The sequence below is a fragment of the Pseudomonas sp. R4-84 genome (assembly GCF_054130985.1).
The window spans coordinates 324,670-349,627 of record NZ_CP096390.1 but is presented as its reverse complement, the minus strand read 5'-3'; the positions used below and the strand labels follow the sequence as shown (position 1 = coordinate 349,627).

Below are 24,958 nucleotides of genomic sequence, written 5' to 3'. Positions count from 1 at the left end.
TGAACACAGGATATGTGAACACCCTCGATTCAGTGTGGGAGCGAGCCTGCTCGCGAATGCAGGCGACACGATCTACCTGTCTTAATGGAAAGCCCCACGCTTCTGCGCATTACGAATCGAGACCTGGTCATTCAGCGTCCAGAAGTCATACAGCACCCCCAGGAAAAACACCCCACCGGTCAGTAGGTAAAGGAGCCCACTGAGCCACTTGCCTTGGTACATGCGATGCACACCAAGCACTCCGAGGAACGTGAGCAGGATCCACGCCACGCTGTATTCGATGGGGCCAGGGGTAAAGCGCAGGTCCGCTTCGCGGTCCATGGCAGGGATCAGGAACAGGTCGATCAGCCAGCCAATGCCCAGCAGGCCGAAGGTGAAAAACCAGATCGTGCCGGTCACCGGCTTGCCGTAATAGAAACGGTGAGCGCCGGTAAACCCGAGAATCCAGAGCAGATACCCGATGACTTTGCTGTGGGTATCGCGGATTGCGTCCTGTTGATAGCTGTTCATGAATGGTCTCTTTTGCCTCGATAGAAAAATTTGTTCGGACTTTTTGTGACTTTTTTGTGTCTCGCCGACAAGCGGTCCTGGTCGACCCGAGCCGGGGAAACGCCCGTACTACGGGGCCTGTGTCGGACAATCAGGCCAAAATGACGGTATTGCGCGGCGTTTATGCTAGGTTCCGGATCGACAAACGGCCTCGGAAAGCGAAAAAAAGCTGTTATAAAGTTGCGCGCTAACCTTTATGAGCCCTGCCTAATGCGTCCATTTTTAAAGACATGGCTGACCATCTGCCTATTATTGCCACTGGCCGCCCACGCCACCAACCGTGAGCAACGTCTTCCCAACATCAATGGCTACACCCCTAAATCCCATGTTTCTGCTCCGTCGAGCAAGAACAAGCAAGGCGTCCAGCGCGTGAGCACGGCTCAGAGCCGACTGGTGCCACCCATGGCGACCAAGACCACCAGCAATGTCTTGAGCCGCGCCGTGAATGTACTCGGCACACCTTACCGTTGGGGCGGCAGCAGCCCAAGTAAAGGTTTCGATTGCAGTGGGCTGGTGAAATACGCCTTCAACGACGCCACCTTCGATTTGCCGCGCACATCCAACGCGATGGCAGCCGGCCACGGTGAAAAAATCGAGCGCAAGGACTTGAAGCCTGGGGACCTGATTTTCTTCAAGCTCAAGAGCCGGCGAGTCAACCATGTGGCCATCTACCTGGGCAATGACCGCTTCATCCACGCCCCGCGCCGTGGCAAGTCGGTGACCATCGACACGCTGAACAAGCCGTATTGGAACACCCATTACGTGGTTGCCAAGCGGGTACTGCCCAAAGAGCCGGGTGCGATGCGGGTGGTTCAGCGCTGATCTGAAGACCACTTGGTCCTTGTGGCGAGGGAGCTTGCTCCCGCTGGGGCGCGGAGCGGCCCCGACGGTGCATGCCTGGGTGAAGGTGGCGTCTGATTTGGGGCTGCTTCGCAGCCCAGCGGGAGCAAGCTCCCTCGCCACAAGAGCGGTACTGCCTTCTTGCCCTAGAAATTATCCGGCGTACGCGCCCGCTCCCGCGCATGCTCGCGGCTGATCAGTCCCTTGTTCACCAACTCCTTCAGGCACATGTCCAGCGTCTGCATCCCCAGCGAGCCGCCGGTCTGAATCGACGAATACATCTGCGCGATCTTGTCTTCCCGGATGAGATTGCGGATCGCCGAGGTGCCGAGCATGATTTCATGCGCCGCAACCCGGCCGCCGCCGATCTTCTTGACCAGCGTCTGGGAGATCACCGCCTGCAACGACTCCGACAGCATCGAACGAACCATGGACTTCTCGTCACCGGGAAACACGTCCACCACCCGGTCAATGGTCTTGGCCGCCGATGTGGTATGCAGCGTGCCAAACACCAAGTGCCCGGTTTCTGCGGCAGTCAGCGCCAGCCGGATGGTTTCCAGGTCACGCATTTCCCCCACCAGGATCACGTCCGGATCTTCCCGCAGGGCCGAGCGCAGCGCCGTGGAAAAGCCCTGGGTATCGCGGTGCACCTCGCGCTGGTTGATCAGGCATTTGCGCGGTTCATGGACGAATTCGATCGGGTCCTCGATGGTGAGGATGTGATGATGCTTGTGGCTGTTCAGGTAATCGATCATCGCGGCCAGGGTGGTGGACTTGCCGGACCCCGTCGGCCCGGTCACCAGCACGAGCCCACGTGGGGCCTCGGTGATCTTGCGAAACACCTCGCCCATCCCCAGGTCTTCCATGGTCAGGACTTTCGAAGGGATGGTCCGGAACACCGCCCCCGCGCCACGATTCTGGTTGAAGGCGTTGACCCGAAACCGCGCAACGCCTGGCACGTCGAAGGAAAAGTCGGTCTCCAGAAACTTTTCGTAATCCACTCGTTGCCGGTCATTCATGATGTCGTAGATCAGTTCATGGACCTGCTTGTGGTCCAACGCCGGCAGGTTGATACGCCGCACATCGCCATCGACACGGATCATTGGTGGCAACCCGGCGGACAGATGCAGGTCCGACGCCCCCTGTTTGGCGCTGAACGCCAGCAGTTCAGTGATATCCATAGCGCTCCTCAATTCCAGTAGAATGCCGCGAACCTCAGACCCGCTGGCCTTTCTTTATGACCACGATAGCAGACAACATTGCTCAGGTTAGATCGCGCATCCATGCGGCGGAACAGGCCGCCCGACGCGCCGAACACAGCGTCCATCTACTGGCCGTCAGCAAGACCAAGCCCGCCCAGGCCCTGCGCGAAGCCTACGCCGCCGGCCTGCGTGACTTTGGCGAGAACTACTTGCAAGAAGCCTTGGGCAAGCAGGCCGAACTGACTGACTTGCCCTTGATCTGGCACTTCATCGGCCCCATTCAATCGAACAAGACGCGCGCTATTGCCGAACATTTCGACTGGGTGCATTCCGTGGATCGCTTGAAAATTGCACAGCGCCTGTCCGAGCAGCGGCCAGCCGAGCTGCCACCATTGAACATCTGCATTCAGGTCAACGTCAGCGGCGAAGCCAGTAAATCCGGCTGCGCGCCAGCGGACCTGCCCGCCCTTGCCAGCGCCATCAGCACGTTGCCACGCCTCACGTTGCGCGGGTTGATGGCGATTCCCGAACCGACCGACGATCGCGCTGAACAGGACGCGGCTTTTGCTGCTGTCCAGCGCCTGCAAGCCAGCCTGGACCTGCCCCTGGATACGCTGTCCATGGGCATGAGCCATGACCTCGAATCCGCCATTGCTCAAGGCGCCACCTGGGTGCGCGTCGGTACTGCGCTGTTTGGGGCTCGCGACTACGGTCAATCGCCCAGCTGACTCACTCATCTTTCATAAGGATCCGTTATGAGCAACACGCGTATTGCCTTTATCGGCGCCGGCAACATGGCCGCCAGCCTGATCGGCGGCCTGCGGGCCAAGGGCCTGGATGCAGCGCAGATCCGCGCCAGCGATCCGGGTGAAGAAACCCGCCAGCGGGTGAGCGCAGAGCACGGCATCGAAGCCTTCGCCGACAACGCCCAGGCCATCGACGGCGTGGACGTCGTGGTGCTCGCGGTCAAGCCGCAAGCAATGAAAAGCGTGTGCGAAGCCCTTCGCCCGCATCTCAAGCCACATCAGCTGATCGTGTCGATTGCCGCTGGTATTACTTGCGCGAGCATGAACAACTGGCTCGGCGCCCAGCCCATCGTGCGCTGCATGCCCAACACCCCGGCACTGCTGCGCCAGGGCGTCAGCGGCCTGTTCGCCACCGAACAGGTGACGGCCGCCCAACGCCAGCAGGCTGAAGAGCTGCTGTCGGCCGTGGGTCTTGCGCTGTGGCTGGAAACCGAGCAGCAACTGGACGCGGTCACCGCCGTCTCCGGCTCTGGTCCGGCGTACTTCTTCCTGCTGATCGAAGCCATGACCGCCGCCGGCGAGAAACTCGGCCTGCCCCGGGAAACCGCCGCTCAGCTGACCTTGCAGACTGCCCTGGGCGCCGCGCATATGGCGGTCGCCAGCGATGTCGATGCGGCGGAGCTGCGTCGCCGCGTGACTTCGCCGGGCGGTACCACCGAAGCGGCCATCAAATCATTCCAGGCCGGAGGCTTCGAAGCCCTGGTTGAAAAAGCACTCGGCGCCGCCGCGCACCGCTCGGCCGAAATGGCCGAACAACTGGGCCAATAAGGAGCCATTCATGATTGGATTGAACACTGCAGCGGTCTATGTCCTGCAAACCCTCGGCAGTCTGTACCTGCTGATCGTGCTGATGCGCTTCGTGCTGCAACTGGTGCGCGCCAACTTCTACAACCCGTTGTGCCAGTTCATCGTCAAGGCGACCCAACCGCTGCTTAAACCCTTGCGCCGGATCATTCCGAGCCTGTTCGGCCTGGACATGTCCTCGCTGTTGCTGGCGATCCTGTTGCAAATGGCGCTGATGGCCCTGACGCTGCTGCTGACCTATGGCATCACCGGCAATCCGCTGCAATTGCTGATCTGGTCGATCATCGGCGTTACCGCACTGTTCCTGAAGATATTTTTCTTTGCCCTGATCATCAGCGTGATCCTGTCCTGGGTCGCGCCGGGCAGCCACAACCCGGGCGCCGAACTGGTGAACCAGATCTGCGAGCCGGCCCTGGCGCCGTTCCGCCGCATCGTGCCGAACCTCGGCGGCCTGGACATCTCGCCGATCCTGGCATTCATGGTGCTCAAACTGATCGACATGCTGGTGATCAACAACCTGGCGGCGATGACGATGATGCCGGAGATCCTGCGGGTGCTGATCTAAAGCACGCTGCAACTTTTCCTGTGGCGAGGGAGCTTGCTCCCGCTGGGCCGCGAAGCAGCCCCAAACCGGGCGCCACCGTCGTCCAGACAGCCCCGGGCGGCAGCATTCAGGGCCGCTTCGCGCTGGAGCGCCAGCCCGGCCCAGCGGGAGCAAGCTCCCTCGCCACAGATTGATCCAGTCACCACAGGGTTTGCATCAGCGGACAATCAGCGCCGCCCTTTGCTTGCCGCTAACCCCAGCGGTCTTTAGACTTACGCCTCATTTCAACGAGAGCAGGGTCGATGCCAGCTGCCTTTCCCCCCGATTCCGTTGGTCTGGTGACGCCGCAAACGGCGCATTTCAGCGAGCCCCTGGCCCTGGCCTGCGGCCGTTCGTTGCCAGCCTATGACCTGATCTACGAAACCTACGGCACCCTCAACGCCACGGCGAGCAATGCCGTGCTGATTTGCCACGCCTTGTCGGGGCATCACCACGCCGCCGGCTACCACAGCGTCGATGACCGCAAGCCCGGCTGGTGGGACAGTTGCATCGGCCCCGGCAAGCCCATCGACACCAACCGGTTCTTCGTGGTCAGCCTGAACAACCTCGGCGGTTGCAACGGCTCCACCGGCCCCAGCAGCCTCAACCCCGACACCGGCAAGCCCTTCGGCGCCGATTTCCCGGTACTGACCGTGGAAGACTGGGTCCACAGCCAGGCCCGCCTGGCCGACCGCCTCGGCATCGGTCAATGGGCGGCGGTGATCGGTGGCAGCCTCGGCGGCATGCAGGCCCTGCAATGGACCATCACCTACCCGGATCGCGTGCGCCATTGCCTGGCAATCGCCTCGGCGCCCAAGCTGTCGGCGCAGAACATTGCCTTCAACGAAGTGGCGCGCCAGGCGATCCTCACCGACCCCGAATTTCACGGAGGTTCGTTCCAGGAACATGGCGTGATTCCCAAGCGCGGGTTGATGCTGGCGCGGATGGTCGGGCACATCACCTACCTGTCCGACGATTCCATGGGTGAAAAATTCGGCCGAGGCCTCAAGAGCGAAAAGCTCAACTACGACTTCCACAGCGTGGAATTCCAGGTCGAGAGCTACCTGCGTTATCAGGGCGAGGAATTCTCCGGGCGCTTCGACGCCAACACCTACCTGCTGATGACCAAGGCGCTGGACTACTTCGATCCGGCGGCGAACTTCGACGATGACCTGGCGAAAACCTTCGCCAATGCCACCGCCAAGTTCTGCGTGATGTCTTTCACCACCGACTGGCGCTTCTCCCCGGCCCGTTCCCGGGAGCTGGTGGACGCACTGATGGCCGCGCGCAAGGACGTCTGCTACCTGGAAATCGACGCACCCCAGGGCCACGACGCCTTTTTGATTCCGATCCCGCGCTACCTGCAGGCGTTCGGCAACTACATGAACCGTATTACGCTGTGAGGACGCCATGAGAGCCGATCTGGACATCATCCAGGAATGGATCCCCGCCGGCAGCCGCGTGCTCGACCTGGGCTGCGGCAACGGCGAACTGCTGACCTGGCTGCGCGACAACAAGCAAGTGACGGGCTACGGGCTGGAAAACGACCCGGACAACATCGCCGAATGCGTGGCCAAGGGCATCAACGTCATCGAACAAGACCTGGACAAAGGGCTGGGCAACTTCGCCAGCAACAGCTTCGACATCGTGGTCATGACCCAGGCCCTGCAAGCCGTGCATTACCCAGACAAGATTCTCGACGAAATGCTGCGCGTCGGGCGCCAGTGCATCATTACCTTCCCCAACTTCGGTCACTGGCGCTGCCGCTGGTACCTGGCGAGCAAGGGACGGATGCCGGTGTCGGAATTCCTGCCCTATACCTGGTACAACACCCCGAACATCCATTTCTGTACGTTCGAGGATTTCGAAGAACTGTGCCGCGAGCGCAAGGCCAAGGTCATCGACCGGTTGGCGGTGGACCAGCAGCACCGCCACGGGTGGGCCAGCAAGCTATGGCCTAATCTGTTAGGTGAGATTGGCATTTACCGGGTCAGCAGCCCGGGCCTTGCCGACCATCAGGTCGCGGTGTGAGCACCCGCCTTTTCAGGAGCACGACATGAAGCGTCTAGCGTTGCTGTTAATCACCTCCTGCCTGAGCATCGGCGCCATGGCCGCCGATGTCATCAAGGCCGAGCGCAAGGAAGTGTTCGGTGACGTCACCGTTCACTACAACACGTTCAACTCCACCTTCCTGACCCCCGACATCGCCAAGGGCGCCGAGCTGATTCGCAGCAAGCACCAGGGCGTCATCAACGTCTCGGTGATCAAGGAAGGCAAGCCGTTGATGGCCCAGGTCAGCGGTACGGTCAAGGACCTGACCAGCAAGACAGTCCCGCTCACCTTCCGTCAGGTCACCGAAGCAGGCGCGATCTACTACATCGCCCAATATCCAGTGGAACAGCAGGAAACCCGCACCTTCGAGATCAAGGTGCAAACCGGCGACAAAATCAACACCATCAACTTCAACCAGGAACTGTTTCCGGGCCAATGATCAACCTTACCCAACTCGTACTGGCCAGCCACAACGCCGGCAAACTCAAGGAACTCCAGGCGATGCTCGGCGGATCGGTGCAGCTGCGCTCGATCGGTGAATTCAGCCAGGTCGAGCCGGAGGAAACCGGTTTGTCGTTCGTCGAGAACGCCATCCTCAAGGCCCGCAATGCGGCGCGCATTTCCGGCCTGCCGGCGCTGGCCGACGATTCCGGTCTGGCGGTGGACTTCCTCGGCGGCGCGCCGGGCATCTATTCGGCCCGTTACGCCGATGGCAAAGGTGACGCAGCGAACAACGCCAAGCTGCTCGAAGCCCTCAAGGACGTGCCCGAAGCCGAGCGCGGCGCGCAATTCGTTTGTGTGCTGGCGCTTGTGCGCCATGCCGACGATCCACTGCCGATCCTCTGCGAAGGCCTGTGGCACGGGCGCATCCTCGCCAAGGCCAGCGGCGAACACGGCTTTGGCTACGACCCGTTGTTCTGGGTGCCTGAGCGCAATTGTTCCAGCGCCGAGCTGGGCCCCGTTGAAAAGAACCAACTGAGCCACCGCGCCCGCGCCATGGCCCTGCTGCGCCAAAGCCTGGGCCTGCAATGACCACCGACTCCCCCGCACCGCTGATCCACGGCGGCGCACAGACACCTCGGGCGCCGCTGCCCATGCTGCCGCCCTTGGCGTTGTACATCCATATCCCCTGGTGCGTGCGCAAATGCCCGTATTGCGACTTCAACTCCCACACCGCCAGCCCGCAGCTGCCGGAGGAGGAATACGTCGACGCCTTGCTGGCCGATCTCGACCAGGATTTGCATGGGGTTCACGGCCGGCCGTTGTCCTCCATTTTCTTTGGCGGCGGCACGCCGAGCCTGTTCAGCGCCCAAGCCCTGGGGCGTCTGCTGCGGGGCGTCGAGGCGCGCATCCCTTTTGCGCCCGATATTGAAATCACCCTGGAAGCCAACCCAGGCACCTTCGAGCAAGAGAAATTCGTCGCCTACCGGGCGCTGGGCATCAATCGTCTGTCCATTGGCATCCAGAGCTTCCAACAGGCCAAGCTCCAAGCGCTTGGCCGAATCCATAACGGCGACGAGGCGGTGCGTGCCGCTGGCATGGCCCGCCAGGCCGGGTTCGATAATTTCAATCTCGACTTGATGCATGGCCTGCCGGATCAATCCCTCGAAGATGCCTTGAGCGATCTGCGCCAGGCCATTGCCCTGAAGCCCACCCATTTGTCCTGGTATCAACTGACGCTGGAGCCGAACACGGTGTTCTGGAACCAGCCGCCAATCTTGCCGGAAGACGACACGCTGTGGGACATCCAGGAAGCCGGGCAGGCGCTGCTCGCCGAGCATGGCTACGCCCAATATGAGGTCTCCGCCTATGCCCAGCCAGGGCGCGCGGCGCGGCACAACCTCAATTATTGGAGCTTCGGTGACTTCATCGGCATCGGCGCCGGGGCCCACGGCAAGCTCAGCCATCCGGACGGGCGCATCGTGCGCACCTGGAAGACTCGCCTGCCCAAGGATTATCTCAACCCGGCCAAACGTTTCCTGGCCGGCGAAAAGAGCCTGGCCAACGAAGAACTGCCTTTCGAGTTCCTGATGAACGCGCTGCGTCTTACCGAAGGTGTAGCGGCGCAGCTTTATCCACAGCGCACCGGCCTGTCTTTGGAAAGCCTGGCCGACGGCCGGCGCGAGGCCGAACAAAGTGGGTTGTTGCAGGTCGAACCGTCACGTCTGGCGGCGACCGAGCGCGGACAGCTGTTTCTCAACGACTTGCTGCAGAAATTTCTGAGCTGATCAACACAAGGAAATCGAATGGATCTGGTACTCGACCTGCTCGCCACCGTATCCCGCTGGAGCCGCAGCAACCTGTCGGAAATCTCCCTGGCGTTGGTAGGCTGCCTGCTGGTGTTGTTTGGTGCGGATATCAAGGGCTGGGTCGAACAGCGCCTGGGCAGCATCGCCGGCGCCTTGCGCGTCCCGCTGATCGCCCTGCTGTGCATGATCGGCAGCGGCGCCGCGCTGATCTACGCCACGCCGTGGATCGTCCGGGGGTTGAGCCAGTTCAACAACTACAGCCTGGCGCCGGTGTTATTGGTGGTGTTGGTGTTGATTGGTGTGGTGGCTGACCGCCGCTGATTTAAGCCATCACATAAAACACATGTGGGAGCGAGCCTGCTCGCGAAGAGGGAGTGTCAGGCAATGTTTTGTTGGCTGACACACCGTATTCGCGAGCAGGCTCGCTCCCACAGTTTTATTGCGTGATGCTTAAGGCAGCTTCTCGAACTTCAAGTCCCAAACCCCATGCCCAAGCCGTTCGCCACGGCGTTCGAACTTGGTGATCGGCCGTTCAGCCGGGCGCGGTACGCACTTGCCGTCCTCGGCCAGGTTGCGATAACCCGGCGCGACGTTCATCACTTCCAGCATGTATTCGGCGTAGGGCTCCCAGTCGGTGGCCATGTGCAACACACCGCCGACCTTCAACTTGCTACGCACCAGCTCAGCGAACGACGCCTGGACGATCCGGCGCTTGTGGTGTCGGCTTTTGTGCCACGGATCCGGGAAGAACAGCATCAGCCGATCGAGGCTGTTATCGGCCACGCAACGATTAAGCACTTCGATAGCGTCGCAATCGTAGACCCGCAGGTTGGTCAGCCCTTGGGTCAGCACACCGTTGAGCAGCGCACCGACACCCGGACGATGGACCTCCACGCCGATGAAATCCTGTTCCGGCGCGGCGGCGGCCATCTCCAGAAGCGAGTGGCCCATGCCAAAACCGATTTCCAGCGAGCGCGGCGCCGAGCGTCCGAAGACCTGGTCGAAGTCGACCGGTGCATCGGCCAGGGGCAGGACATACAGCGGGGCGCCCTGTTCCAGGCCGCGTTGCTGGCCTTCGGTCATGCGCCCGGCGCGCATCACGAAACTCTTGATGCGGCGGTGCTGGCGCTCTTCGCCTTCTTCCGGCAGGACAGGCGTGTCGTTCGATTCAGTCATCAATGGCTCTTACTTGATCAGACCATCCAGCGGCGAGGACGCGCTGGCGTAGAGTTTTTTCGGCATGCGGCCGGCCAGGTAGGCCAAGCGGCCGGCAACGATGGCGTGCTTCATGGCTTCGGCCATCAGGATCGGCTGCTGGGCATGGGCGATGGCCGAGTTCATCAGCACCGCTTCGCAACCCAGCTCCATGGCGATGGTGGCGTCGGATGCGGTACCGACACCGGCATCCACCAGCACCGGGATCTTGGCTTCTTCCAGGATGATCTGCAGGTTGTATGGGTTGCAGATCCCCAGGCCGGTGCCGATCAGGCCGGCCAACGGCATGACCGCGATGCAGCCGATTTCCGCCAACTGACGGGCGATGATCGGGTCATCGCTGGTGTAGACCATCACGTCAAAACCTTCCTTGACCAGGGTCTCGGCGGCCTTGAGGGTTTCGATCACGTTGGGGAACAGGGTTTTCTGGTCCGCCAGCACTTCCAGCTTCACCAGGTTGTGACCGTCGAGCAGCTCACGGGCCAGGCGACAGGTGCGCACGGCCTCGATGGCGTCGAAGCAACCGGCGGTGTTCGGCAGGATCGTGTAGCGATCCGGCGGCAGGATATCCAGCAGGTTCGGTTCGCCCGGGTTCTGGCCGATGTTGGTGCGGCGCACGGCGACGGTCACGATCTCGGCACCCGAGGCCTCGATGGCCAGGCGGGTTTCTTCCATGTCGCGGTATTTGCCGGTACCTACCAGCAAGCGCGACTGGTAGGTACGACCGGCCAGGACGAAGGGCTTGTCGCTACGAACGATGCTCATGGGAAATCCTCTGTTGGGGTGAGGTTCTTGCGAAAGGCTGCGAAACCGAGGCGACTAACCGCCACCGATGGCGTGGACCACTTCGACGCTATCACCGTCGTTCAATTTGGTTTCGGCGTGCTGGCTGCGCGGGACGATATCCAGATTGAGTTCCACCGCGACGCGGCGTCCGGTGAGTTCCAGACGGGTCAGCAGGGCCGCGACGGTTTCACCGTCGGGCAGATCAAGGGGTTCGCCGTTCAACTGAATGCGCATGCCGGATGCCGCCATCATTTTTAGGGGCTGGCATTCTAGCCCGATCAGTCTGGGTGACCCAAGCCCCTTGGTCAGCTACGAGCGACAAGCTTCAAGCGGCAAGTTGCAGGCGCCAGGCCGCGATGCCCAGGCACAACCAACCGATCAGGAAAGCCACGCCGCCCAGGGGCGTGATCATGCCCAGCTTGGTGACACCGGTAAGGGTCAGCAGATACAGGCTGCCGGAGAACAGCAGAATGCCGATCACGAATGAAATTCCGGCCCAAGTGACGATACGACCCGGGATATGCGTGGCCAACAGCGCAACGCCGAACAGCGCCAGGGTATGCACCAGTTGGTAGGTCACCCCAGTGTGGAAAATCGCCAGATAATCGGCGCTCAGGCGGTTTTTCAGGCCATGGGCGGCAAACGCCCCCAGCGCCACGCCCGTGAAGCCGAAAAAAGCCGCCAGCATCAGAAAGCTACGCAACATGGGAACTCCGGTCAGACTCGATGGACAGGGTCTGTATAATGGCCCGCTCGACGGGTTCGGCCAAGCCATCTCTATGCTGCGTTCATTGTTTCGACGATTCATTAAAGCCCTGTTCTGGTTCGCCGCCTGCAGCGTTGTGCTGGTGCTGCTGTTTCGCGTGGTGCCACCGCCGTTCACCGCGCTGATGATCGAGCGCAAGGTGCAATCCTGGTTCGGAGGCGAACCGATCGACCTGCAGCGTGACTGGCAACCCTGGGACAAGATTTCCAATCATCTCAAGGTTGCGGTCATTGCCGGGGAAGACCAGAAATTTCCCGAGCATTGGGGCTTTGACATCGGCGCAATCCAGGCCGCGTTCGCCCACAACGGGCGCGGCGGTTCGATTCGTGGCGCCAGCACCCTTAGCCAGCAGGTTTCCAAGAACCTTTTCCTGTGGTCGGGCCGCAGTTGGCTGCGCAAGGGGCTGGAGGCCTGGTTCACCGCGCTGATCGAAGTGTTCTGGCCCAAGCAGCGGATCCTCGAGGTGTACCTCAATAGCGTCGAGTGGGACGACGGGGTGTTTGGGGCCGAAGCGGCGGCGCGGCATCATTTTCGTGTCGGTGCAAACGCCTTGTCCCGACAACAGGCCAGCCTGCTCGCCGCAGTCCTGCCCAACCCGAGGGCCTGGAGCGCCAGTCGGCCGAGCCCTTATGTGCTCAGGCGTGCGAGTTGGATTCGCCAGCAGATGAGCCAATTGGGAGGTGATGGTTATCTGTTGCGGTTAGATGAGTCTCGGCCGGCGCCCTGGGCTCAATAGCCGCGATACCACGGATTCTTGTGGGAGCGAGCCTGCTCGCGATGACAATCGAGCATTCAGCAGAGATGTCGCCTGACCCACCGCCATCGCGAGCAAGCTCGCTCCCACAAAGGCTGAGTTGACGCTTGCATCGCACAAACAAAAACGCCCCGATCAGTAATGATCGGGGCGTTTTTGTGATAGCTGTCGCAGGTCAAGCCGCAATCGACACCTTGAGCTTGTTCATCGCGCTCTTCTCAAGCTGGCGAATTCGCTCGGCCGACACGTTGTACTTTTGCGCCAGGTCGTGCAGCGTGGCCTTCTCCTCGGCCAGCCAGCGCTGGTAGAGAATGTCGCGGCTGCGCTCGTCCAGCACTTCCAGCGCTTCGTGCAGGTTGGTGTTGGAGTTGTCACTCCAGTCGGCGTCCTCCAGTTGACGCGCCGGGTCGTACCGGTGGTCTTCCAGGTAGTTGGCCGGCGATTGGAAAGCGCTGTCGTCGTCCGCTTCGGCGGCCGGGTCAAAAGCCATGTCATGGCCGGTCAGGCGACTTTCCATTTCGCGCACTTCACGAGGTTCCACACCGAGGCTCTCGGCCACGCGATGAACTTCCTCGTTGTTCAACCAGGCCAGGCGCTTCTTCTGGCTGCGCAGGTTGAAAAAAAGCTTGCGCTGGGCCTTGGTGGTCGCGACTTTCACGATGCGCCAGTTGCGCAGGATGAACTCGTGGATTTCCGCCTTGATCCAGTGCACTGCAAACGACACCAGGCGCACACCCATTTCCGGGTTGAAACGCTTGACCGCCTTCATCAGGCCAACGTTGCCTTCCTGGATCAGGTCGGCCTGGGCCAGCCCGTAGCCGGAATAGCTGCGGGCAATATGTACGACAAAACGCAGGTGGGCGAGCACCATCTGCCGAGCCGCCTCAAGATCCTGCTCATAGTAGAGACTCTCGGCCAGTTCACGCTCCTGCTCGGGGGTCAGCAGCGGGATGCTGTTGACCGTGTGCACATAGGCCTCCAGGTTCGCACCTGGGACCAGAGCATAAGCAGGTTGCAAAGAAGTGGTCATACGAAAAAACCTCCGACTCACATAACTCGTGCAGTTCAGCACTGCGAAAATTGACCGGGAACCGTAGGACAAGTTCCCACAAAAACCGAAAGGTCAATACGCGCAAAAAACAACTATTTTGGCGCAAGCTCACGTAGGTGGCGTGCTACCGCAATCCATGCACCGATATAACCCAACAGCACCGCGCCAAGCAAGAGCGACAGACCGTCAGCGACTGGCACTCCGGCCAGCGCGAAGTCACTGCCATACAAACCGGCCAGTCCCACTACCGCATCGTTCAGCCAGTCCAGGCCGAACGCCAATACGCCCCAGGACAGGATGCCTGCGCCGAAGCCATACAACGCTCCCATATAAAGGAAAGGCCTGCGTACATAACTGTCCGTACCGCCGACGAGTTTAATCACTTCTATCTCGGTGCGGCGGTTTTCAATATGAAGACGAATGGTATTGCCTATCACCAAAAGTAATGCGGAAACCAAGAGCACCGTCAGGCCGAAGACAAACCTGTCGCCGAGCTTGAGGATCGCCGCAAGACGCTCGACCCAGACTAGATCAAGTTGCGCCTGTTGTACCTTCGGCAGCTCGGAAAGTCTTTGTCTTAATGCTTCAAGGGTCGGCTTGTCGACCTCATTGGGGGTGACCAGCACAACGCCTGGCAGCGGGTTCTCCGGCAGCTCTTTGAGGGCTTCGCCCAGGCCCGACTGCTGCTGGAACTCTTCCAGCGCTTGCTCGCGCCCCACGTATTCGGCATCGGCCACGCCCGGCATGGTCTTGATCTGCTCACGCAGCGCCTCGCCTTCGCCTGGCGTCGCATCCAGTTGCAAATAAAGGGAGATCTGCGCCGCGCGCTGCCAGGAACCGCCCAGGCGCTCCACATTACTCAGCAGCAATGACAGGCCCATGGGCAGGCTCAAGGCCACCGCCATTACCATGCAGGTAAAGAAGCTGCCGATCGGTTGCTTGCCCAGGCGCCGAAGGCTGTCCAGCAGGCTGGCGCGATGGCTTTCGATCCAGGCGTGCAACAGCGTGGTGAAATCCGGGCCATCGTCATCGTCGCGCTTTTTCTTCTGCGGCTGCGGATCGGTGCCCTTCGGGGCCACGCGTTCGGCCACTTTCGGGCTGCGAGTAGCACTCATACGCCTGCCTCCCCGTCGCCGATCAGTCGACCGCGTTGCAAGGTCAGCATGCGGTGACGCATACGCGCGATCAGTGCCAGGTCGTGGCTGGCGATCAGCACGCTGGTGCCCAAGCGGTTGATGTCTTCGAATACGCCCATGATCTCCGCCGCCAGTCGCGGGTCGAGGTTACCGGTGGGTTCGTCCGCCAACAGCAAGGCCGGGCGATGGACGATTGCGCGGGCAATGCCGACGCGCTGTTGCTGGCCGGTGGACAGGTCGCCCGGGTACAGATCGGTCTTGTCCGACAGAGCCACGCGCTCCAGGGCCGAATCCACGCGTTTGTTGATTTCGGCCTTGGACAGCCCAAGGATCTGCAAAGGCAGCGCCACGTTATTGAATACCGTGCGATCGAACAGCAGTTGGTGATTCTGGAATACCACGCCGATCTGGCGCCGCAGATAAGGGATCTGGGCGTTGCTGATGGTGCTCAAATCCTGGCCGGCCAGCAGCAGCTTGCCGGTGGTGGGCCGTTCCATCGCCAGCAGCAGGCGCAGCAAGGTACTTTTACCGGCACCGGAGTGGCCGGTCACAAACAGAAACTCGCCCCGACGGACCCGAAAGCTCAGCTCGTGCAAGCCGACGTGACCGTTCGGATAGCGTTTACCGACCTGTTCGAAACGAATCATGAATGCTCCCGCTCGGCAAACAGCGCCTGGACAAAGGGCTCGGCTTCGAAGGTGCGCAGGTCATCGATGCCTTCACCCACGCCGATGTAGCGAATTGGCAGGCCAAACTGCTTGGCCAGGGCGAAGATCACCCCGCCCTTGGCGGTACCGTCGAGCTTGGTCAGGGCCAGCCCGGTCAGTTCGACGGTCTGGTTGAACTGCTTGGCCTGGTTGATGGCGTTCTGGCCGGTCCCGGCATCCAGCACCAGCAACACTTCGTGGGGCGCATCGGCGTCGAGCTTGCCGATCACCCGGCGGACCTTCTTCAACTCTTCCATCAGGTTGTCTTTGGTGTGCAGGCGACCGGCCGTGTCGGCGATCAGCACATCAATGCCACGGGCCTTGGCGGCCTGCACGGCGTCGAAGATCACCGAAGCGGAGTCGGCACCGGTGTGCTGGGCGATGACCGGGATCTTGTTGCGCTCGCCCCACACTTGCAGTTGCTCGACGGCGGCGGCGCGGAAGGTGTCGCCGGCGGCAAGCATGACCTTCTTGCCTTCGAGCTGCAGCTTCTTCGCCAGCTTGCCGATGGTGGTGGTCTTGCCGGCACCGTTGACGCCAACGACCAGGATCACGAAAGGCTTGTTCTGCGAGGCAATCACCAGCGGCTGCTCCACGGGCTTGAGCAGGTTGGTCAGTTCGCCCTGGAGGGACTTGTACAGCGCATCGGCATCGGTCAACTGTTTACGCGCGACTTTCTGGGTCAGGCTCTGGATGATCACCGAGGTGGCCTCGACCCCTACGTCGGCGGTGAGCAGGCGGGTCTCGATGTCTTCCAGCAGCTCGTCATCGATGACTTTCTTGCCCAGGAACAGGCTGGCCATGCCCTCGCCAATACTGGCGCTGGTCTTGGACAGGCCCTGCTTGAGGCGGGCAAAAAAACCGACCTTGCTCTCTTCAACGGGCCGCGGCGGTTCGACCGGGGCCGAAGCCTCTACCACGACAGGTTCAGGCTCGGGGGCGAGCTCCGGGGTCGAAGGCGCGAGCACGGCAGCCGGCGTCTCCTCCGGTTGCGTCGGGGCTGGGATTGGCGGCGTGACGTGGGGTGCCTGGGCGTCCTCTACCAGCGCGACCGGTTCTTCCGCCACGGGCAAGGTGAGCCAAGGGGCCTGCCCGGGAGGCGGGGTCAGGGATTGCTCGATCACCGGCTCATCCACCGGTTCAGCCACTGGCTCGGCTTCGGCCTCGGCCGGTTGCAGCACCGGCTCGGCGATCGGCAGGACAATGGGCGCAGCCTCTTCGACCACCGTCTCGTCGGCGGGCTCAGGCTGCGGTTGCGGCTGTTCACCCACGGTTTCCTGCGGCTTCTTGCGCAGCCATCCGAACAGGCTTTTTTTCTCGCCAGCCGCAGCTGGGGTCTTCTTGTCGTCGTTGGAACCAAACATGGAGGACGGCTATCTCACGGTAGCGACGCGCCTGGAGGGCGCCTCGGTGATAAATATTCGATGCTGAACAGACTGCGTTTCATCGAGCTTGTTCACGCGCAACAGATTGTCGAAATGTCGCCAGGACACCTCATGGTCGATTTTTTCGAAGGACTGGTACGGCATCGTCGGCGAAAACGCGGGGATACAGGAACAAACCCAACGTTTGTGCACGGAACCCAGACAGCCTTGGGCCGATAAAAGACCCGATAGGCGTGGCCGCCAGTAAAACGGACCGTTATCCTAGCACCTCCTCGCCTGCTGAGGCTAAGACCCGGCAGGCAGCCCGACAGGTTTAAACACGAATGAATGCTCTTGCCCGCCGCGCCGCAGGCCTGCTGCTCAGCACGGTTTGTCTGCCCTTTTCAGTCTTTGCTGCCGATCCACAACCTACCCACGAATTCACCCTCGACAACGGCCTCAAGGTCGTGGTGCGTGAAGACCATCGCGCCCCGGTCGTGGTTTCCCAGGTCTGGTACAAGGTCGGTTCCAGCTACGAAACGCCGGGCCAGACCGGTTTGTCCCATGCCTTGGAACACATGATGTTCAAAGGCAGCGATAAAATCGGCCCCGGCGAAGCATCGTTGATCCTGCGCGACCTGGGCGCCGAAGAAAACGCCTTCACCAGCGATGACTTCACTGCCTACTACCAAGTGCTGGCCCGGGATCGCCTGGGCGTCGCCTTCGAACTGGAGGCCGATCGCATGGCCAGCCTGCGCCTGCCGCCGGAAGAGTTCAGCCGCGAGATCGAGGTGATCAAGGAGGAGCGCCGCATGCGCACCGACGACAAGCCGATGTCGAAGGCCTTCGAGCGCTTCAAGGCCATGGCCTATCCAGCCAGCGGCTATCACACGCCGACCATCGGCTGGATGGCCGATCTGGACCGGATGACCGTCGGCGAGTTACGTCACTGGTACGAATCCTGGTACGCCCCGAACAACGCAACCCTGGTGGTGGTGGGTGACGTGACGCCGGATGAGGTCAAGAACCTGGCCCAGCGCTATTTCGGTCCCATAGCGCGGCGCCCGGTGCCCGCCGCCAAGATCCCTCTGGAGCTGGCCGAACCGGGCGAGCGCAAGCTCACCCTGCATGTACAGACCCAACTGCCCAGCGTCATGCTGGCCTTCAACGTGCCCAGCATCGCCACCGCGACGGATAAGGGTTCGGTCAACGCGCTTCGCTTGATCTCGGCCTTGCTGGACGGCGGCTACAGCGGCCGCATCCCGACCCAGCTGGAGCGTGGCGAGGAACTGGTGTCAGGGGGCTCGTCGAATTATGACGCATTCACCCGTGGCGACTCGTTGTTCACTTTGTCGGCAACGCCTAACACACAGAAAAACAAAACCCTCGCCCAGGCCGAAGCAGGTTTGTGGCGCCTGCTCGAACAACTGAAAACCACGGCCCCGACCGTCGACGAACTGGAGCGCGTCCGCGCCCAGGTCATCGCCGGGTTGGTGTATGAGCGCGACTCGATCACCAGCCAGGCCACCGCCATCGGGCAATTGGAAACCGTCGGCCTGTCCTGGAGGCTGATGGACACCGAGCTCGCCGAACTGCAAAGCGTGACCCCGCAGGATATCCAGAAGGCAGCCCAGCTGTATTTCACCCGCTCGCGCTTGAGCGTTGCGCACGTCCTGCCCGAGGAGAAAGCCCATGAGTAAGCGCCAATCATCACGCCTGGTGCTGATGGGCCTGGTGTTGGTTGCCCTGGCCGCTTCCCTGGCCGTCTACCTGTCGCCATCGAAGAACACCGATGCCAGCCAGGCATTGGACAAGGCCAAGTCAGGCAACAAGTTGCAATCGTTGGCCGAACTGGATGACAAGGCACCGAGCCGCCGCCAGCTCGATGTGCAGACCTGGAAAACCGCTGACGGTGCCAAGGTCCTGTTCGTCGAGGCCCGGGAATTGCCAATGTTCGACCTGCGCCTGACCTTTGCCGCCGGCAGCAGCCAGGACGGCGACGCCCCCGGCCTGGCCCTGCTGACCAATGCCATGCTCAACGAAGGCGTGGCCGGCAAGGATGTCAGCGCCATCGCCCAAGGCTTCGAAAGCCTCGGCGCGGACTTCGGCAACGGCGCCTATCGGGACATGGCCGTGGCCTCCCTGCGCAGCCTCAGCGCGACGGACAAGCGTGAGCCGGCGCTGAAGCTGTTTGCCGAAGTCGTCGGCAAACCGACCTTCCCCGCCGACTCGTTCGCCCGAATCAAGAACCAGATGCTCGCCGGTTTCGAGTATCAGAAGCAGAACCCCGGCAAACTGGCGGGCTTGGAGTTGATGAAGCGCCTGTATGGCGATCATCCGTACGCCCACTCCAGCGACGGCACCGAACAGAGCATTCCACCGATTACCCTGGCCCAAACCCGGGCCTTCCATGCCAAGGCCTATGCCGCCGGCAACGCCGTGATCGCCCTGGTGGGGGACCTGTCCCGCGCTGACGCCGAAGCCATCGCCAACCAAGTATCAGCCGCGCTGCCCAAGGGCCCTGCGCTGGCCAAGACCCCGCCACCGGTGGAGCCGAAAGCGAGCGTCAACCATATCGAGTTCCCGTCCAAGCAGACCAACCTTATGCTCGCGCAGTTGGGCATCGACCGGGACGATCCGGATTATGCCGCCGTGTCCCTGGGCAACCAGATCCTGGGCGGCGGGGGTTTCGGTACACGACTGATGACCGAGGTCCGGGAAAAACGCGGCCTGACCTATGGCGTGTACTCCGGCTTCACGGCAATGCAGGCTCGCGGTCCGTTCATGATCAATCTGCAAACCCGCGCGGAAATGAGCGAGGGCACGCTCAAGCTGGTGCAGGACGTGTTTGCCGATTACCTCAACAATGGCCCGACCCAGAAAGAACTCGACGACGCCAAGCGCGAGTTGGCCGGGAGCTTCCCGCTGTCCACCGCCAGCAATGCCGACATCGTTGGCCAGCTCGGCGCGATGGGCTTCTATGATTTGCCGCTGAGCTACCTGGAAGATTTCATGCGCCAGTCCCAGGCGCTGACGGTTGAGCAGGTCAAGGCTGCGTTGAATAAACACCTGAGCACCGACAAGATGGTCATCGTCACCGCTGGCCCGACCGTGCCGCAAAAGCCATTGCCGGCCCCCACTGACAAACCTGCCGAGCAGCCGCTCGGGGTTCCGGAGCACTAATGGCCCGCCCATCGAATTCCAGCAAGAAACCCGTGCACAACGGCGTGAACCAGTTGCGCATCATTGGCGGCGAATGGCGCAGCCGGCGGCTGAGTTTCCCGGATGCTCCAGGGTTGCGACCGACACCGGACCGGGTTCGTGAAACCCTGTTCAACTGGCTAGCGCCTTACGTGGCGGGCGCCAAGGTGCTCGACCCGTTTGCCGGCAGCGGCGCACTGTTTCTCGAGGCGTTGTCCCGTGGTGCCGCCATGGGCCAGGCGCTGGACGCCAGCAGCCTGGCCGTGTCCAGCCTGAAGGAACACCTCGGCACCCTACGCTGCACCGTCGGCCAGGTGCAGACAGCCGATGCGCTGCGTTACCTTGACAGCCAGCCGGCAACTCCATTCGACCTCGTCTTCCTCGACCCGCCATTCAACCAGAATCTGCTGCCGACGGTATGCGCCTTGCTCGAGGAACGTCAGTGGCTGGCCGAGGATGCCTGGGTCTACACTGAAAGCGAGACCGCTCCGTCCACCCTGGGCTTGCCGAGCAATTGGCGCTTGCATCGCGAGCAGAAATCCGGACAGGTGCATTACGCGTTGTGGCAGCGTTTACCAAAGGACATTGGCTGAACGGCTGGCCGTGCATCGAGAAATAGTCAGAATGTCCGCCGCATCCGAACCTTTCGTCCCTGCCCCTGGGCTTGGCAACCCGCACCTGCAAACATTGTGGGGGCCGTTATGGCGGAAGTCCTGCCCCATCGATCGCGAACGGGAGCGGCTGTGGCTGGAAGACGGCGACTTTCTCGACCTCGACTGGTATGGACCCCATAGCGCCGAGGCGCCATTGGTACTGGTACTTCACGGGCTGACCGGTTCTTCCAACTCGCCCTACGTGACCGGGCTGCAACAAGCACTCAACGACCAAGGCTGGGCCAGCGTCGCGTTGAACTGGCGCGGGTGTTCGGGGGAGCCGAACCTGCTGCCCCGCAGCTACCATTCAGGAGTGAGCGAAGACCTGGCCGCCGCCCTGACGCATCTGCGCACCCGGCGACCTCTGGCGCCATTGTTTGCCGTGGGCTATTCACTGGGCGGCAACGTCTTGCTCAAGCATCTGGGCGAGACCGGCAGCGACAGCCAACTGCTGGGCGCGGTGGCCGTTTCGGTGCCGTTTCGCCTGGACCAGTGCGCCGATCGTATCGGGCAGGGCTTCTCCAAATTCTACCAAGCGCATTTCATGCGGGAGATGATCGCCTACATGCGCAACAAACAGCGCCAATTCCAGCACGACGGACGCCAGGAAGGGCTTGCGGCCCTGGCCGCGCTGGGCTCGCTGGACAATATGCGCACGTTTTGGGATTTCGATGGGCGCGTCACCGCGCCCCTACACGGATTCTCGGATGCGGCGGACTATTATCGTCGCGCCTCCAGCCGTTATTTCATGGCGGGGATCAAAACGCCGACCTTGCTTATCCAGGCCGCCGACGATCCGTTCGTATTTCCCCACAGCCTGCCCGCCCCTGAAGAGTTGTCAGCGTCGACCCGGCTTGAATTGCATGCCCGAGGCGGACATGTCGGATTCGTCGACGGGACGTTACGGCGTCCCGGCTACTATCTGGAACGACGCATCCCCAAATGGCTCGCCACCCTGGGCCATGGTTGACGATTCGCAAGCGAGAAAACTTTTGTGGGAGCGAGCTTGCTCGCGATAGCGACAGATCAGCGACATGACTGATACACCGCCATCGCGAGCAAGCTCGCTCCCAATTGGTTGTAGGTGCCTCGTTATTCGCCCTTCGCCACGCCCCGCCGCGGATCATTGATCCACTCGCTCCACGAGCCGGCGTACAGCTTGCCCAACGGATACCCTGCCAGGCACAAGGCGAACAGGTTATGGCATGCCGTCACGCCCGAGCCGCAATAGGCCACCAGGCCGCTCGGCGAGCGATCGCCGAATTTTGCGGCAAAGCGCTGCTTGAGCTGGTCGGTCGGCAGGAACCGCCCATCGGCGCCAAGGTTATCGGTGAAGGCCGCGCATTGCGCGCCCGGGATATGCCCGGCCACCGGATCGATCGGCTCGACCTCACCTTTGAATCGCGGCAACGCCCGCGCATCCAGCAACGTCATGTCCGGCTGGCCGAGACGTTGTTGCAATATGTCGGCATTGACCAGCAGATTCGCGTCCGGCGAACCACTGAAGGAGCCGGCCTGGATGGCCGGCGGATCGAGACTCAGGGGCAAACCGACCGTGTGCCAGGCCTTGAGGCCGCCGTCGAGAATGTAGACGCCCTCGCGCTTGCCCAGCCAGGCCAGCAGCCACCAGGCCCGGGCAGCGTAGGCACCGGGACCATCGTCGTACAGCACGACGTCGCTCTCATTGTTGATGCCCCAGGCCTGCAGACGCGTAACCAAGGCTTCAGGTGCGGGCAAAGGATGGCGCCCGGTCACGCCTTTGACCACCGGACCGCTCAGGTCGCGCTCAAGGTCCGCGTGAGACGCACCGGCGATATGGCCTTCGGCATAACTGCGCTGGCCGTAGTCCGGGTCCTCCAGGGCAAAACGACAATCAAGGATCACCAGCCCAGGCTGTGATCGCCTCTGTTCAAGGGCCTGGGGGCTGATGAGTTGCGCGATGGGCATGGTGAACTCCTGTGGCTGAATCAAGCAGGTCCGATCCTTATTGCCCTTCCTCCAGGGTCTGGGCCAGGGGGACATAAAATTCTTTGAACAACGCATCCACCGCTTCACGGGCCTGGTCAGTCACGAAACCCGCCTCGAGCACCAGGACCTGGTATACGCCACGCTTGATGGCTTGTTCGCTCAAGTGGCTGGAGTTTTCACGGGTCGTGCACAGGAACCGTACCCAGGACGTGAGGATGATCCAGGCGTTGAGGGTCAGGGATTCGATCTGCACGCGGTCCATCTTCAGGATACCGGCTTCGACGAAGCCCTCGTAGATGGCGGTGCCATGGATCAGGCAGCGCTGGGAAAACCGCCGATAACGCGCCGCAAGTTCCGGGTCGCTGTCGAGCAGGTGTTCCAGGTCGCGATGCAGGAACCGGTAACGCCACATCGCCGACAGCAGCTCTTGCAGATAAAAGCGCTTGTCGTCCACCGTGGCCAGGCGGCCTTGGGGCGGGCGCAAGAAGCTGTCCACCAGGTTTTCATACTCACTGAACAGCACGGCGATGATCGCCTGCTTGTTGGGGAAGTGGTAGTAGAGGTTGCCGGGGGACATCTCCATGTGAGCGGCAATATGGTTGGTGCTGACGCTGCGCTCGCCCTGGCGGTTGAACAACTCGAGGCTGTTCTGCACGATGCGCTCGCTGGTTTTCATTCGTGGGGCCATGGCTTGGGCTTTAATAAAAAGTGATCGAAGGGCATCTTACGACCTATCGGTCACAGGATAAAACCCAAGGGATTTACAGAGGCTCATTTGACTTTCTAGAGCATAAGCTCTAGAAAACACCGATTCCAATAATAATCCGGTGCCCGCCATGCCTGCCGATGTCGCTTACCTGCACGAGTCTCAACAGCAGCTGGACGAGCTCCAAGCGCTCTTCATCGCCCAGCGCCAAGCCTACGCGGCTCACCCGATGCCACCGGCGGCGCAGCGACTGCAATGGCTCAAGGCATTGGGCGAACTGTTGAGCAATGAACGGCAGGCCTTGATCGACGCCATCAGCCAGGATTTCAGCCACCGCAGCGCGGACGAAACATTGTTGGCCGAGCTGATGCCGAGCCTGCACGGTATCCATTACGCCAGGCGACACCTCAAAGGCTGGATGAAGCCCTCTCGACGCAAGGTTGGCCTGGCCTTCCAGCCGGCATCGGCCAAAGTGGTCTATCAGCCGCTGGGGGTGGTCGGGGTCATCGTGCCCTGGAACTATCCGCTCTTCCTGGCCATAGGGCCTTTGGTCGGAGCCTTGTCGGCGGGCAACCGGGTGATGCTAAAACTCAGCGAATCGACCCCTGCCACCGGCTTGTTGCTCAAGCAACTGCTGGCCCGGATATTTCCCCAGGACCTGGTGTCCGTCGTGCTTGGCGAAGCAGACGTAGGCATCGCGTTCTCCAGGCTGCCGTTCGATCACCTGCTGTTTACCGGCGCCACCAGCATCGGCAAGCACGTCATGCGTGCGGCCGCGGAAAACCTGACGCCCATCACCCTGGAACTGGGCGGGAAATCTCCGGCCATCGTTTCCGATGACGTCCCGCTTGAACACGCTGCCGAGCGCATCGCCTTCGGCAAGACCCTCAACGCCGGGCAAACCTGCGTCGCACCGGATTACGTGCTGGTGCCGCAAAACCGTGTCGGGGCGTTCGTCGAGGCGTATCGCGAGGCCGTACGCGGGTTCTATCCGACGTTGATTGACAACCCGGACTACACCGCCGTAATTAACGAACGACAATTGGCGCGGCTTAACGGCTACATCGGCGATGCAACAAGCAAAGGGGCGTTGCTGATCGAGCTGTTCGAGCAAAGCCAGGGACAACGCATGGCCCACAGCCTTTTGCTCAATGTCACGGACGACATGACGGTCATGCAGGACGAGATTTTCGGGCCGCTGCTCCCCATCGTCCCTTATGAGAACCTCGACCAGGCATTTGCCTACATCAATCAGCGACCTCGCCCCTTGGCGCTCTACTATTTCGGCTACAACAAGACCGAACAGAATCGCGTGCTCGACGAAACCCATTCCGGCGGCGTCTGCCTCAACGACACGCTGTTGCACGTGGCCCAGGACGATATGCCGTTTGGCGGTATTGGCGCCTCGGGGATGGGGCACTACCACGGACATGAGGGGTTCCTGACCTTCAGCAAGGCCAAGGGCGTGCTGGTCAAGCAGCGGTTCAACGCGGCGAAACTGATCTACCCGCCCTATGGAAAGCCGTTGCAGAAACTGATCCAGAAGCTGTTTATCCGCTAACCAGT

At 61.5% G+C, this 24,958-nt stretch carries 28 protein-coding genes; 16 read left to right on the top strand and 12 right to left on the bottom strand.

The window, feature by feature from the left end; genetic code table 11:
* Window positions 1-81 precede the first annotated feature (81 nt).
* Window positions 82-510 carry an NINE protein gene (locus M1D68_RS01615; RefSeq protein ID WP_420765029.1) on the bottom strand — a complete coding sequence of 143 codons (429 nt, stop codon included), beginning with the start codon at window positions 508-510 and terminating at the stop codon, window positions 82-84.
* 249 nt (window positions 511-759) lie between these two features.
* Here M1D68_RS01615 and M1D68_RS01610 point away from each other — a divergent pair, with 249 nt between their 5' ends.
* Window positions 760-1,371, top strand: a complete 612-nt coding sequence (locus M1D68_RS01610) for a C40 family peptidase (RefSeq protein WP_434649763.1) — start codon at window positions 760-762, stop codon at window positions 1,369-1,371.
* A gap of 164 nt (window positions 1,372-1,535) precedes the next feature.
* Here M1D68_RS01610 and M1D68_RS01605 read toward each other — a convergent pair whose 3' ends face one another.
* A complete protein-coding gene (locus M1D68_RS01605; RefSeq protein WP_198796877.1) occupies window positions 1,536-2,570 on the bottom strand; it encodes a type IV pilus twitching motility protein PilT in 1,035 nt (344 codons plus the stop codon).
* Window positions 2,571-2,626: 56 nt separating this feature from the next.
* Here M1D68_RS01605 and M1D68_RS01600 point away from each other — a divergent pair, with 56 nt between their 5' ends.
* The 9 genes from M1D68_RS01600 (at window position 2,627) to M1D68_RS01560 (ending at window position 9,406) form a co-directional block, all read left to right on the top strand.
* Window positions 2,627-3,319 carry a YggS family pyridoxal phosphate-dependent enzyme gene (locus tag M1D68_RS01600; protein WP_457969079.1) on the top strand — a complete coding sequence of 231 codons (693 nt, stop codon included), beginning with the start codon at window positions 2,627-2,629 and terminating at the stop codon, window positions 3,317-3,319.
* Window positions 3,320-3,346: 27 nt separating this feature from the next.
* Window positions 3,347-4,165, top strand: coding sequence for a pyrroline-5-carboxylate reductase (proC, locus tag M1D68_RS01595; protein ID WP_457969077.1), 819 nt, complete (start codon window positions 3,347-3,349; stop codon window positions 4,163-4,165).
* 10 nt (window positions 4,166-4,175) lie between these two features.
* Complete coding sequence (locus M1D68_RS01590) at window positions 4,176-4,766, top strand: YggT family protein (protein ID WP_420765034.1); 591 nt, start codon at window positions 4,176-4,178, stop codon at window positions 4,764-4,766.
* 281 nt (window positions 4,767-5,047) lie between these two features.
* Window positions 5,048-6,187 (top strand): homoserine O-succinyltransferase MetX, encoded by a 1,140-nt coding sequence (gene metX, locus M1D68_RS01585; protein WP_420765035.1) that lies wholly within the window; start codon window positions 5,048-5,050, stop codon window positions 6,185-6,187.
* A 7-nt stretch (window positions 6,188-6,194) separates the two neighbouring features.
* Window positions 6,195-6,815 carry a methionine biosynthesis protein MetW gene (metW, locus tag M1D68_RS01580; protein WP_420765036.1) on the top strand — a complete coding sequence of 207 codons (621 nt, stop codon included), beginning with the start codon at window positions 6,195-6,197 and terminating at the stop codon, window positions 6,813-6,815.
* Between the two features lie 25 nt (window positions 6,816-6,840).
* Window positions 6,841-7,275 (top strand): DUF4426 domain-containing protein, encoded by a 435-nt coding sequence (locus M1D68_RS01575; protein WP_434561797.1) that lies wholly within the window; start codon window positions 6,841-6,843, stop codon window positions 7,273-7,275.
* A complete protein-coding gene (gene rdgB / locus M1D68_RS01570; protein ID WP_457969075.1) occupies window positions 7,272-7,868 on the top strand; it encodes an RdgB/HAM1 family non-canonical purine NTP pyrophosphatase in 597 nt (198 codons plus the stop codon). Before M1D68_RS01575 ends, rdgB begins: the two co-directional genes overlap by 4 nt.
* 62 nt (window positions 7,869-7,930) lie before the next feature.
* A complete protein-coding gene (gene hemW / locus M1D68_RS01565) occupies window positions 7,931-9,064 on the top strand; it encodes a radical SAM family heme chaperone HemW (RefSeq protein WP_420765172.1) in 1,134 nt (377 codons plus the stop codon).
* 18 nt (window positions 9,065-9,082) lie between these two features.
* Window positions 9,083-9,406 carry a DUF3392 domain-containing protein gene (locus M1D68_RS01560; protein ID WP_014340681.1) on the top strand — a complete coding sequence of 108 codons (324 nt, stop codon included), beginning with the start codon at window positions 9,083-9,085 and terminating at the stop codon, window positions 9,404-9,406.
* Between the two features lie 129 nt (window positions 9,407-9,535).
* On the opposite strand, the gene trmB is transcribed toward M1D68_RS01560, so the two are convergent.
* The 4 genes from trmB to M1D68_RS01540 form a co-directional block, all read right to left on the bottom strand.
* The gene (gene trmB, locus M1D68_RS01555) at window positions 9,536-10,261 is read right to left on the bottom strand and encodes a tRNA (guanosine(46)-N7)-methyltransferase TrmB (protein WP_434561791.1); all 726 of its coding nucleotides are present in this window, start codon (window positions 10,259-10,261) and stop codon (window positions 9,536-9,538) included.
* Between the two features lie 9 nt (window positions 10,262-10,270).
* Window positions 10,271-11,065 carry a thiazole synthase gene (locus M1D68_RS01550; RefSeq protein ID WP_003177480.1) on the bottom strand — a complete coding sequence of 265 codons (795 nt, stop codon included), beginning with the start codon at window positions 11,063-11,065 and terminating at the stop codon, window positions 10,271-10,273.
* 54 nt (window positions 11,066-11,119) lie between these two features.
* A complete protein-coding gene (thiS, locus tag M1D68_RS01545) occupies window positions 11,120-11,320 on the bottom strand; it encodes a sulfur carrier protein ThiS (RefSeq protein WP_420765040.1) in 201 nt (66 codons plus the stop codon).
* A 91-nt stretch (window positions 11,321-11,411) separates the two neighbouring features.
* Window positions 11,412-11,792 carry a DUF423 domain-containing protein gene (locus M1D68_RS01540; RefSeq protein WP_420765041.1) on the bottom strand — a complete coding sequence of 127 codons (381 nt, stop codon included), beginning with the start codon at window positions 11,790-11,792 and terminating at the stop codon, window positions 11,412-11,414.
* A gap of 73 nt (window positions 11,793-11,865) precedes the next feature.
* On the opposite strand from M1D68_RS01540, the gene mtgA reads away from it, so the two are divergent.
* A complete protein-coding gene (gene mtgA, locus M1D68_RS01535) occupies window positions 11,866-12,588 on the top strand; it encodes a monofunctional biosynthetic peptidoglycan transglycosylase (RefSeq protein WP_420765042.1) in 723 nt (240 codons plus the stop codon).
* 193 nt (window positions 12,589-12,781) lie between these two features.
* Here the strand turns inward: mtgA and rpoH are convergent, their stop codons facing one another.
* From rpoH to ftsY, 4 genes are all read right to left on the bottom strand, one after another.
* Window positions 12,782-13,636, bottom strand: coding sequence for an RNA polymerase sigma factor RpoH (rpoH, locus tag M1D68_RS01530; RefSeq protein WP_003177476.1), 855 nt, complete (start codon window positions 13,634-13,636; stop codon window positions 12,782-12,784).
* A gap of 113 nt (window positions 13,637-13,749) precedes the next feature.
* On the bottom strand, window positions 13,750-14,772 hold the full coding sequence (ftsX, locus tag M1D68_RS01525) for a permease-like cell division protein FtsX (protein ID WP_420765043.1): 1,023 nt from the start codon (window positions 14,770-14,772) through the stop codon (window positions 13,750-13,752).
* Entirely contained in the window at window positions 14,769-15,440 is a 672-nt protein-coding gene (ftsE, locus tag M1D68_RS01520; RefSeq protein ID WP_024778908.1) for a cell division ATP-binding protein FtsE, read from the bottom strand. The genes ftsX and ftsE overlap by 4 nt, the downstream gene beginning before the upstream one ends.
* Window positions 15,437-16,864 (bottom strand): signal recognition particle-docking protein FtsY, encoded by a 1,428-nt coding sequence (ftsY, locus tag M1D68_RS01515; protein ID WP_457969071.1) that lies wholly within the window; start codon window positions 16,862-16,864, stop codon window positions 15,437-15,439. The genes ftsE and ftsY overlap by 4 nt, the downstream gene beginning before the upstream one ends.
* 344 nt (window positions 16,865-17,208) lie before the next feature.
* Here ftsY and M1D68_RS01510 point away from each other — a divergent pair, with 344 nt between their 5' ends.
* From M1D68_RS01510 to M1D68_RS01495, 4 genes are read left to right on the top strand one after another with little or no spacing between them, the layout of a single operon-like run.
* Window positions 17,209-18,564 carry a M16 family metallopeptidase gene (locus M1D68_RS01510; RefSeq protein ID WP_457969069.1) on the top strand — a complete coding sequence of 452 codons (1,356 nt, stop codon included), beginning with the start codon at window positions 17,209-17,211 and terminating at the stop codon, window positions 18,562-18,564.
* Entirely contained in the window at window positions 18,557-20,047 is a 1,491-nt protein-coding gene (locus M1D68_RS01505) for a M16 family metallopeptidase (RefSeq protein ID WP_434561783.1), read from the top strand. Before M1D68_RS01510 ends, M1D68_RS01505 begins: the two co-directional genes overlap by 8 nt.
* Complete coding sequence (rsmD, locus tag M1D68_RS01500) at window positions 20,047-20,658, top strand: 16S rRNA (guanine(966)-N(2))-methyltransferase RsmD (RefSeq protein ID WP_420765047.1); 612 nt, start codon at window positions 20,047-20,049, stop codon at window positions 20,656-20,658. Before M1D68_RS01505 ends, rsmD begins: the two co-directional genes overlap by 1 nt.
* Before the next feature lie 31 nt (window positions 20,659-20,689).
* A complete protein-coding gene (locus M1D68_RS01495; RefSeq protein WP_434561781.1) occupies window positions 20,690-21,688 on the top strand; it encodes a hydrolase in 999 nt (332 codons plus the stop codon).
* Window positions 21,689-21,810: 122 nt separating this feature from the next.
* Here M1D68_RS01495 and M1D68_RS01490 read toward each other — a convergent pair whose 3' ends face one another.
* A complete protein-coding gene (locus M1D68_RS01490; protein WP_434561779.1) occupies window positions 21,811-22,665 on the bottom strand; it encodes a sulfurtransferase in 855 nt (284 codons plus the stop codon).
* Between the two features lie 37 nt (window positions 22,666-22,702).
* A complete protein-coding gene (locus M1D68_RS01485) occupies window positions 22,703-23,374 on the bottom strand; it encodes a TetR/AcrR family transcriptional regulator (RefSeq protein WP_420765050.1) in 672 nt (223 codons plus the stop codon).
* 148 nt (window positions 23,375-23,522) lie between these two features.
* On the opposite strand from M1D68_RS01485, the gene M1D68_RS01480 reads away from it, so the two are divergent.
* Window positions 23,523-24,953: a coniferyl aldehyde dehydrogenase gene (locus M1D68_RS01480; protein ID WP_457969066.1), complete on the top strand. Its 1,431-nt coding sequence runs from the start codon at window positions 23,523-23,525 to the stop codon at window positions 24,951-24,953.
* The last annotated feature ends 5 nt before the right edge of the window (window positions 24,954-24,958 follow it).

What these genes read in the sequence shown, in the direction of transcription:
- M1D68_RS01615 (WP_420765029.1), bottom strand. Translation starts at nt 510, where the DNA reads ATGAACAGCTATCAACAGGACGCAATCCGCGATACCCACAGCAAAGTC.
- M1D68_RS01610 (WP_434649763.1), top strand. Translation starts at nt 760, where the DNA reads ATGCGTCCATTTTTAAAGACATGGCTGACCATCTGCCTATTATTGCCA.
- M1D68_RS01605 (WP_198796877.1), bottom strand. Translation starts at nt 2,570, where the DNA reads ATGGATATCACTGAACTGCTGGCGTTCAGCGCCAAACAGGGGGCGTCG.
- M1D68_RS01600 (WP_457969079.1), top strand. Translation starts at nt 2,627, where the DNA reads ATGACCACGATAGCAGACAACATTGCTCAGGTTAGATCGCGCATCCAT.
- proC (WP_457969077.1), top strand. Translation starts at nt 3,347, where the DNA reads ATGAGCAACACGCGTATTGCCTTTATCGGCGCCGGCAACATGGCCGCC.
- M1D68_RS01590 (WP_420765034.1), top strand. Translation starts at nt 4,176, where the DNA reads ATGATTGGATTGAACACTGCAGCGGTCTATGTCCTGCAAACCCTCGGC.
- metX (WP_420765035.1), top strand. Translation starts at nt 5,048, where the DNA reads ATGCCAGCTGCCTTTCCCCCCGATTCCGTTGGTCTGGTGACGCCGCAA.
- metW (WP_420765036.1), top strand. Translation starts at nt 6,195, where the DNA reads ATGAGAGCCGATCTGGACATCATCCAGGAATGGATCCCCGCCGGCAGC.
- M1D68_RS01575 (WP_434561797.1), top strand. Translation starts at nt 6,841, where the DNA reads ATGAAGCGTCTAGCGTTGCTGTTAATCACCTCCTGCCTGAGCATCGGC.
- rdgB (WP_457969075.1), top strand. Translation starts at nt 7,272, where the DNA reads ATGATCAACCTTACCCAACTCGTACTGGCCAGCCACAACGCCGGCAAA.
- hemW (WP_420765172.1), top strand. Translation starts at nt 7,931, where the DNA reads ATGCTGCCGCCCTTGGCGTTGTACATCCATATCCCCTGGTGCGTGCGC.
- M1D68_RS01560 (WP_014340681.1), top strand. Translation starts at nt 9,083, where the DNA reads ATGGATCTGGTACTCGACCTGCTCGCCACCGTATCCCGCTGGAGCCGC.
- trmB (WP_434561791.1), bottom strand. Translation starts at nt 10,261, where the DNA reads ATGACTGAATCGAACGACACGCCTGTCCTGCCGGAAGAAGGCGAAGAG.
- M1D68_RS01550 (WP_003177480.1), bottom strand. Translation starts at nt 11,065, where the DNA reads ATGAGCATCGTTCGTAGCGACAAGCCCTTCGTCCTGGCCGGTCGTACC.
- thiS (WP_420765040.1), bottom strand. Translation starts at nt 11,320, where the DNA reads ATGCGCATTCAGTTGAACGGCGAACCCCTTGATCTGCCCGACGGTGAA.
- M1D68_RS01540 (WP_420765041.1), bottom strand. Translation starts at nt 11,792, where the DNA reads ATGTTGCGTAGCTTTCTGATGCTGGCGGCTTTTTTCGGCTTCACGGGC.
- mtgA (WP_420765042.1), top strand. Translation starts at nt 11,866, where the DNA reads ATGCTGCGTTCATTGTTTCGACGATTCATTAAAGCCCTGTTCTGGTTC.
- rpoH (WP_003177476.1), bottom strand. Translation starts at nt 13,636, where the DNA reads ATGACCACTTCTTTGCAACCTGCTTATGCTCTGGTCCCAGGTGCGAAC.
- ftsX (WP_420765043.1), bottom strand. Translation starts at nt 14,772, where the DNA reads ATGAGTGCTACTCGCAGCCCGAAAGTGGCCGAACGCGTGGCCCCGAAG.
- ftsE (WP_024778908.1), bottom strand. Translation starts at nt 15,440, where the DNA reads ATGATTCGTTTCGAACAGGTCGGTAAACGCTATCCGAACGGTCACGTC.
- ftsY (WP_457969071.1), bottom strand. Translation starts at nt 16,864, where the DNA reads ATGTTTGGTTCCAACGACGACAAGAAGACCCCAGCTGCGGCTGGCGAG.
- M1D68_RS01510 (WP_457969069.1), top strand. Translation starts at nt 17,209, where the DNA reads ATGAATGCTCTTGCCCGCCGCGCCGCAGGCCTGCTGCTCAGCACGGTT.
- M1D68_RS01505 (WP_434561783.1), top strand. Translation starts at nt 18,557, where the DNA reads ATGAGTAAGCGCCAATCATCACGCCTGGTGCTGATGGGCCTGGTGTTG.
- rsmD (WP_420765047.1), top strand. Translation starts at nt 20,047, where the DNA reads ATGGCCCGCCCATCGAATTCCAGCAAGAAACCCGTGCACAACGGCGTG.
- M1D68_RS01495 (WP_434561781.1), top strand. Translation starts at nt 20,690, where the DNA reads ATGTCCGCCGCATCCGAACCTTTCGTCCCTGCCCCTGGGCTTGGCAAC.
- M1D68_RS01490 (WP_434561779.1), bottom strand. Translation starts at nt 22,665, where the DNA reads ATGCCCATCGCGCAACTCATCAGCCCCCAGGCCCTTGAACAGAGGCGA.
- M1D68_RS01485 (WP_420765050.1), bottom strand. Translation starts at nt 23,374, where the DNA reads ATGGCCCCACGAATGAAAACCAGCGAGCGCATCGTGCAGAACAGCCTC.
- M1D68_RS01480 (WP_457969066.1), top strand. Translation starts at nt 23,523, where the DNA reads ATGCCTGCCGATGTCGCTTACCTGCACGAGTCTCAACAGCAGCTGGAC.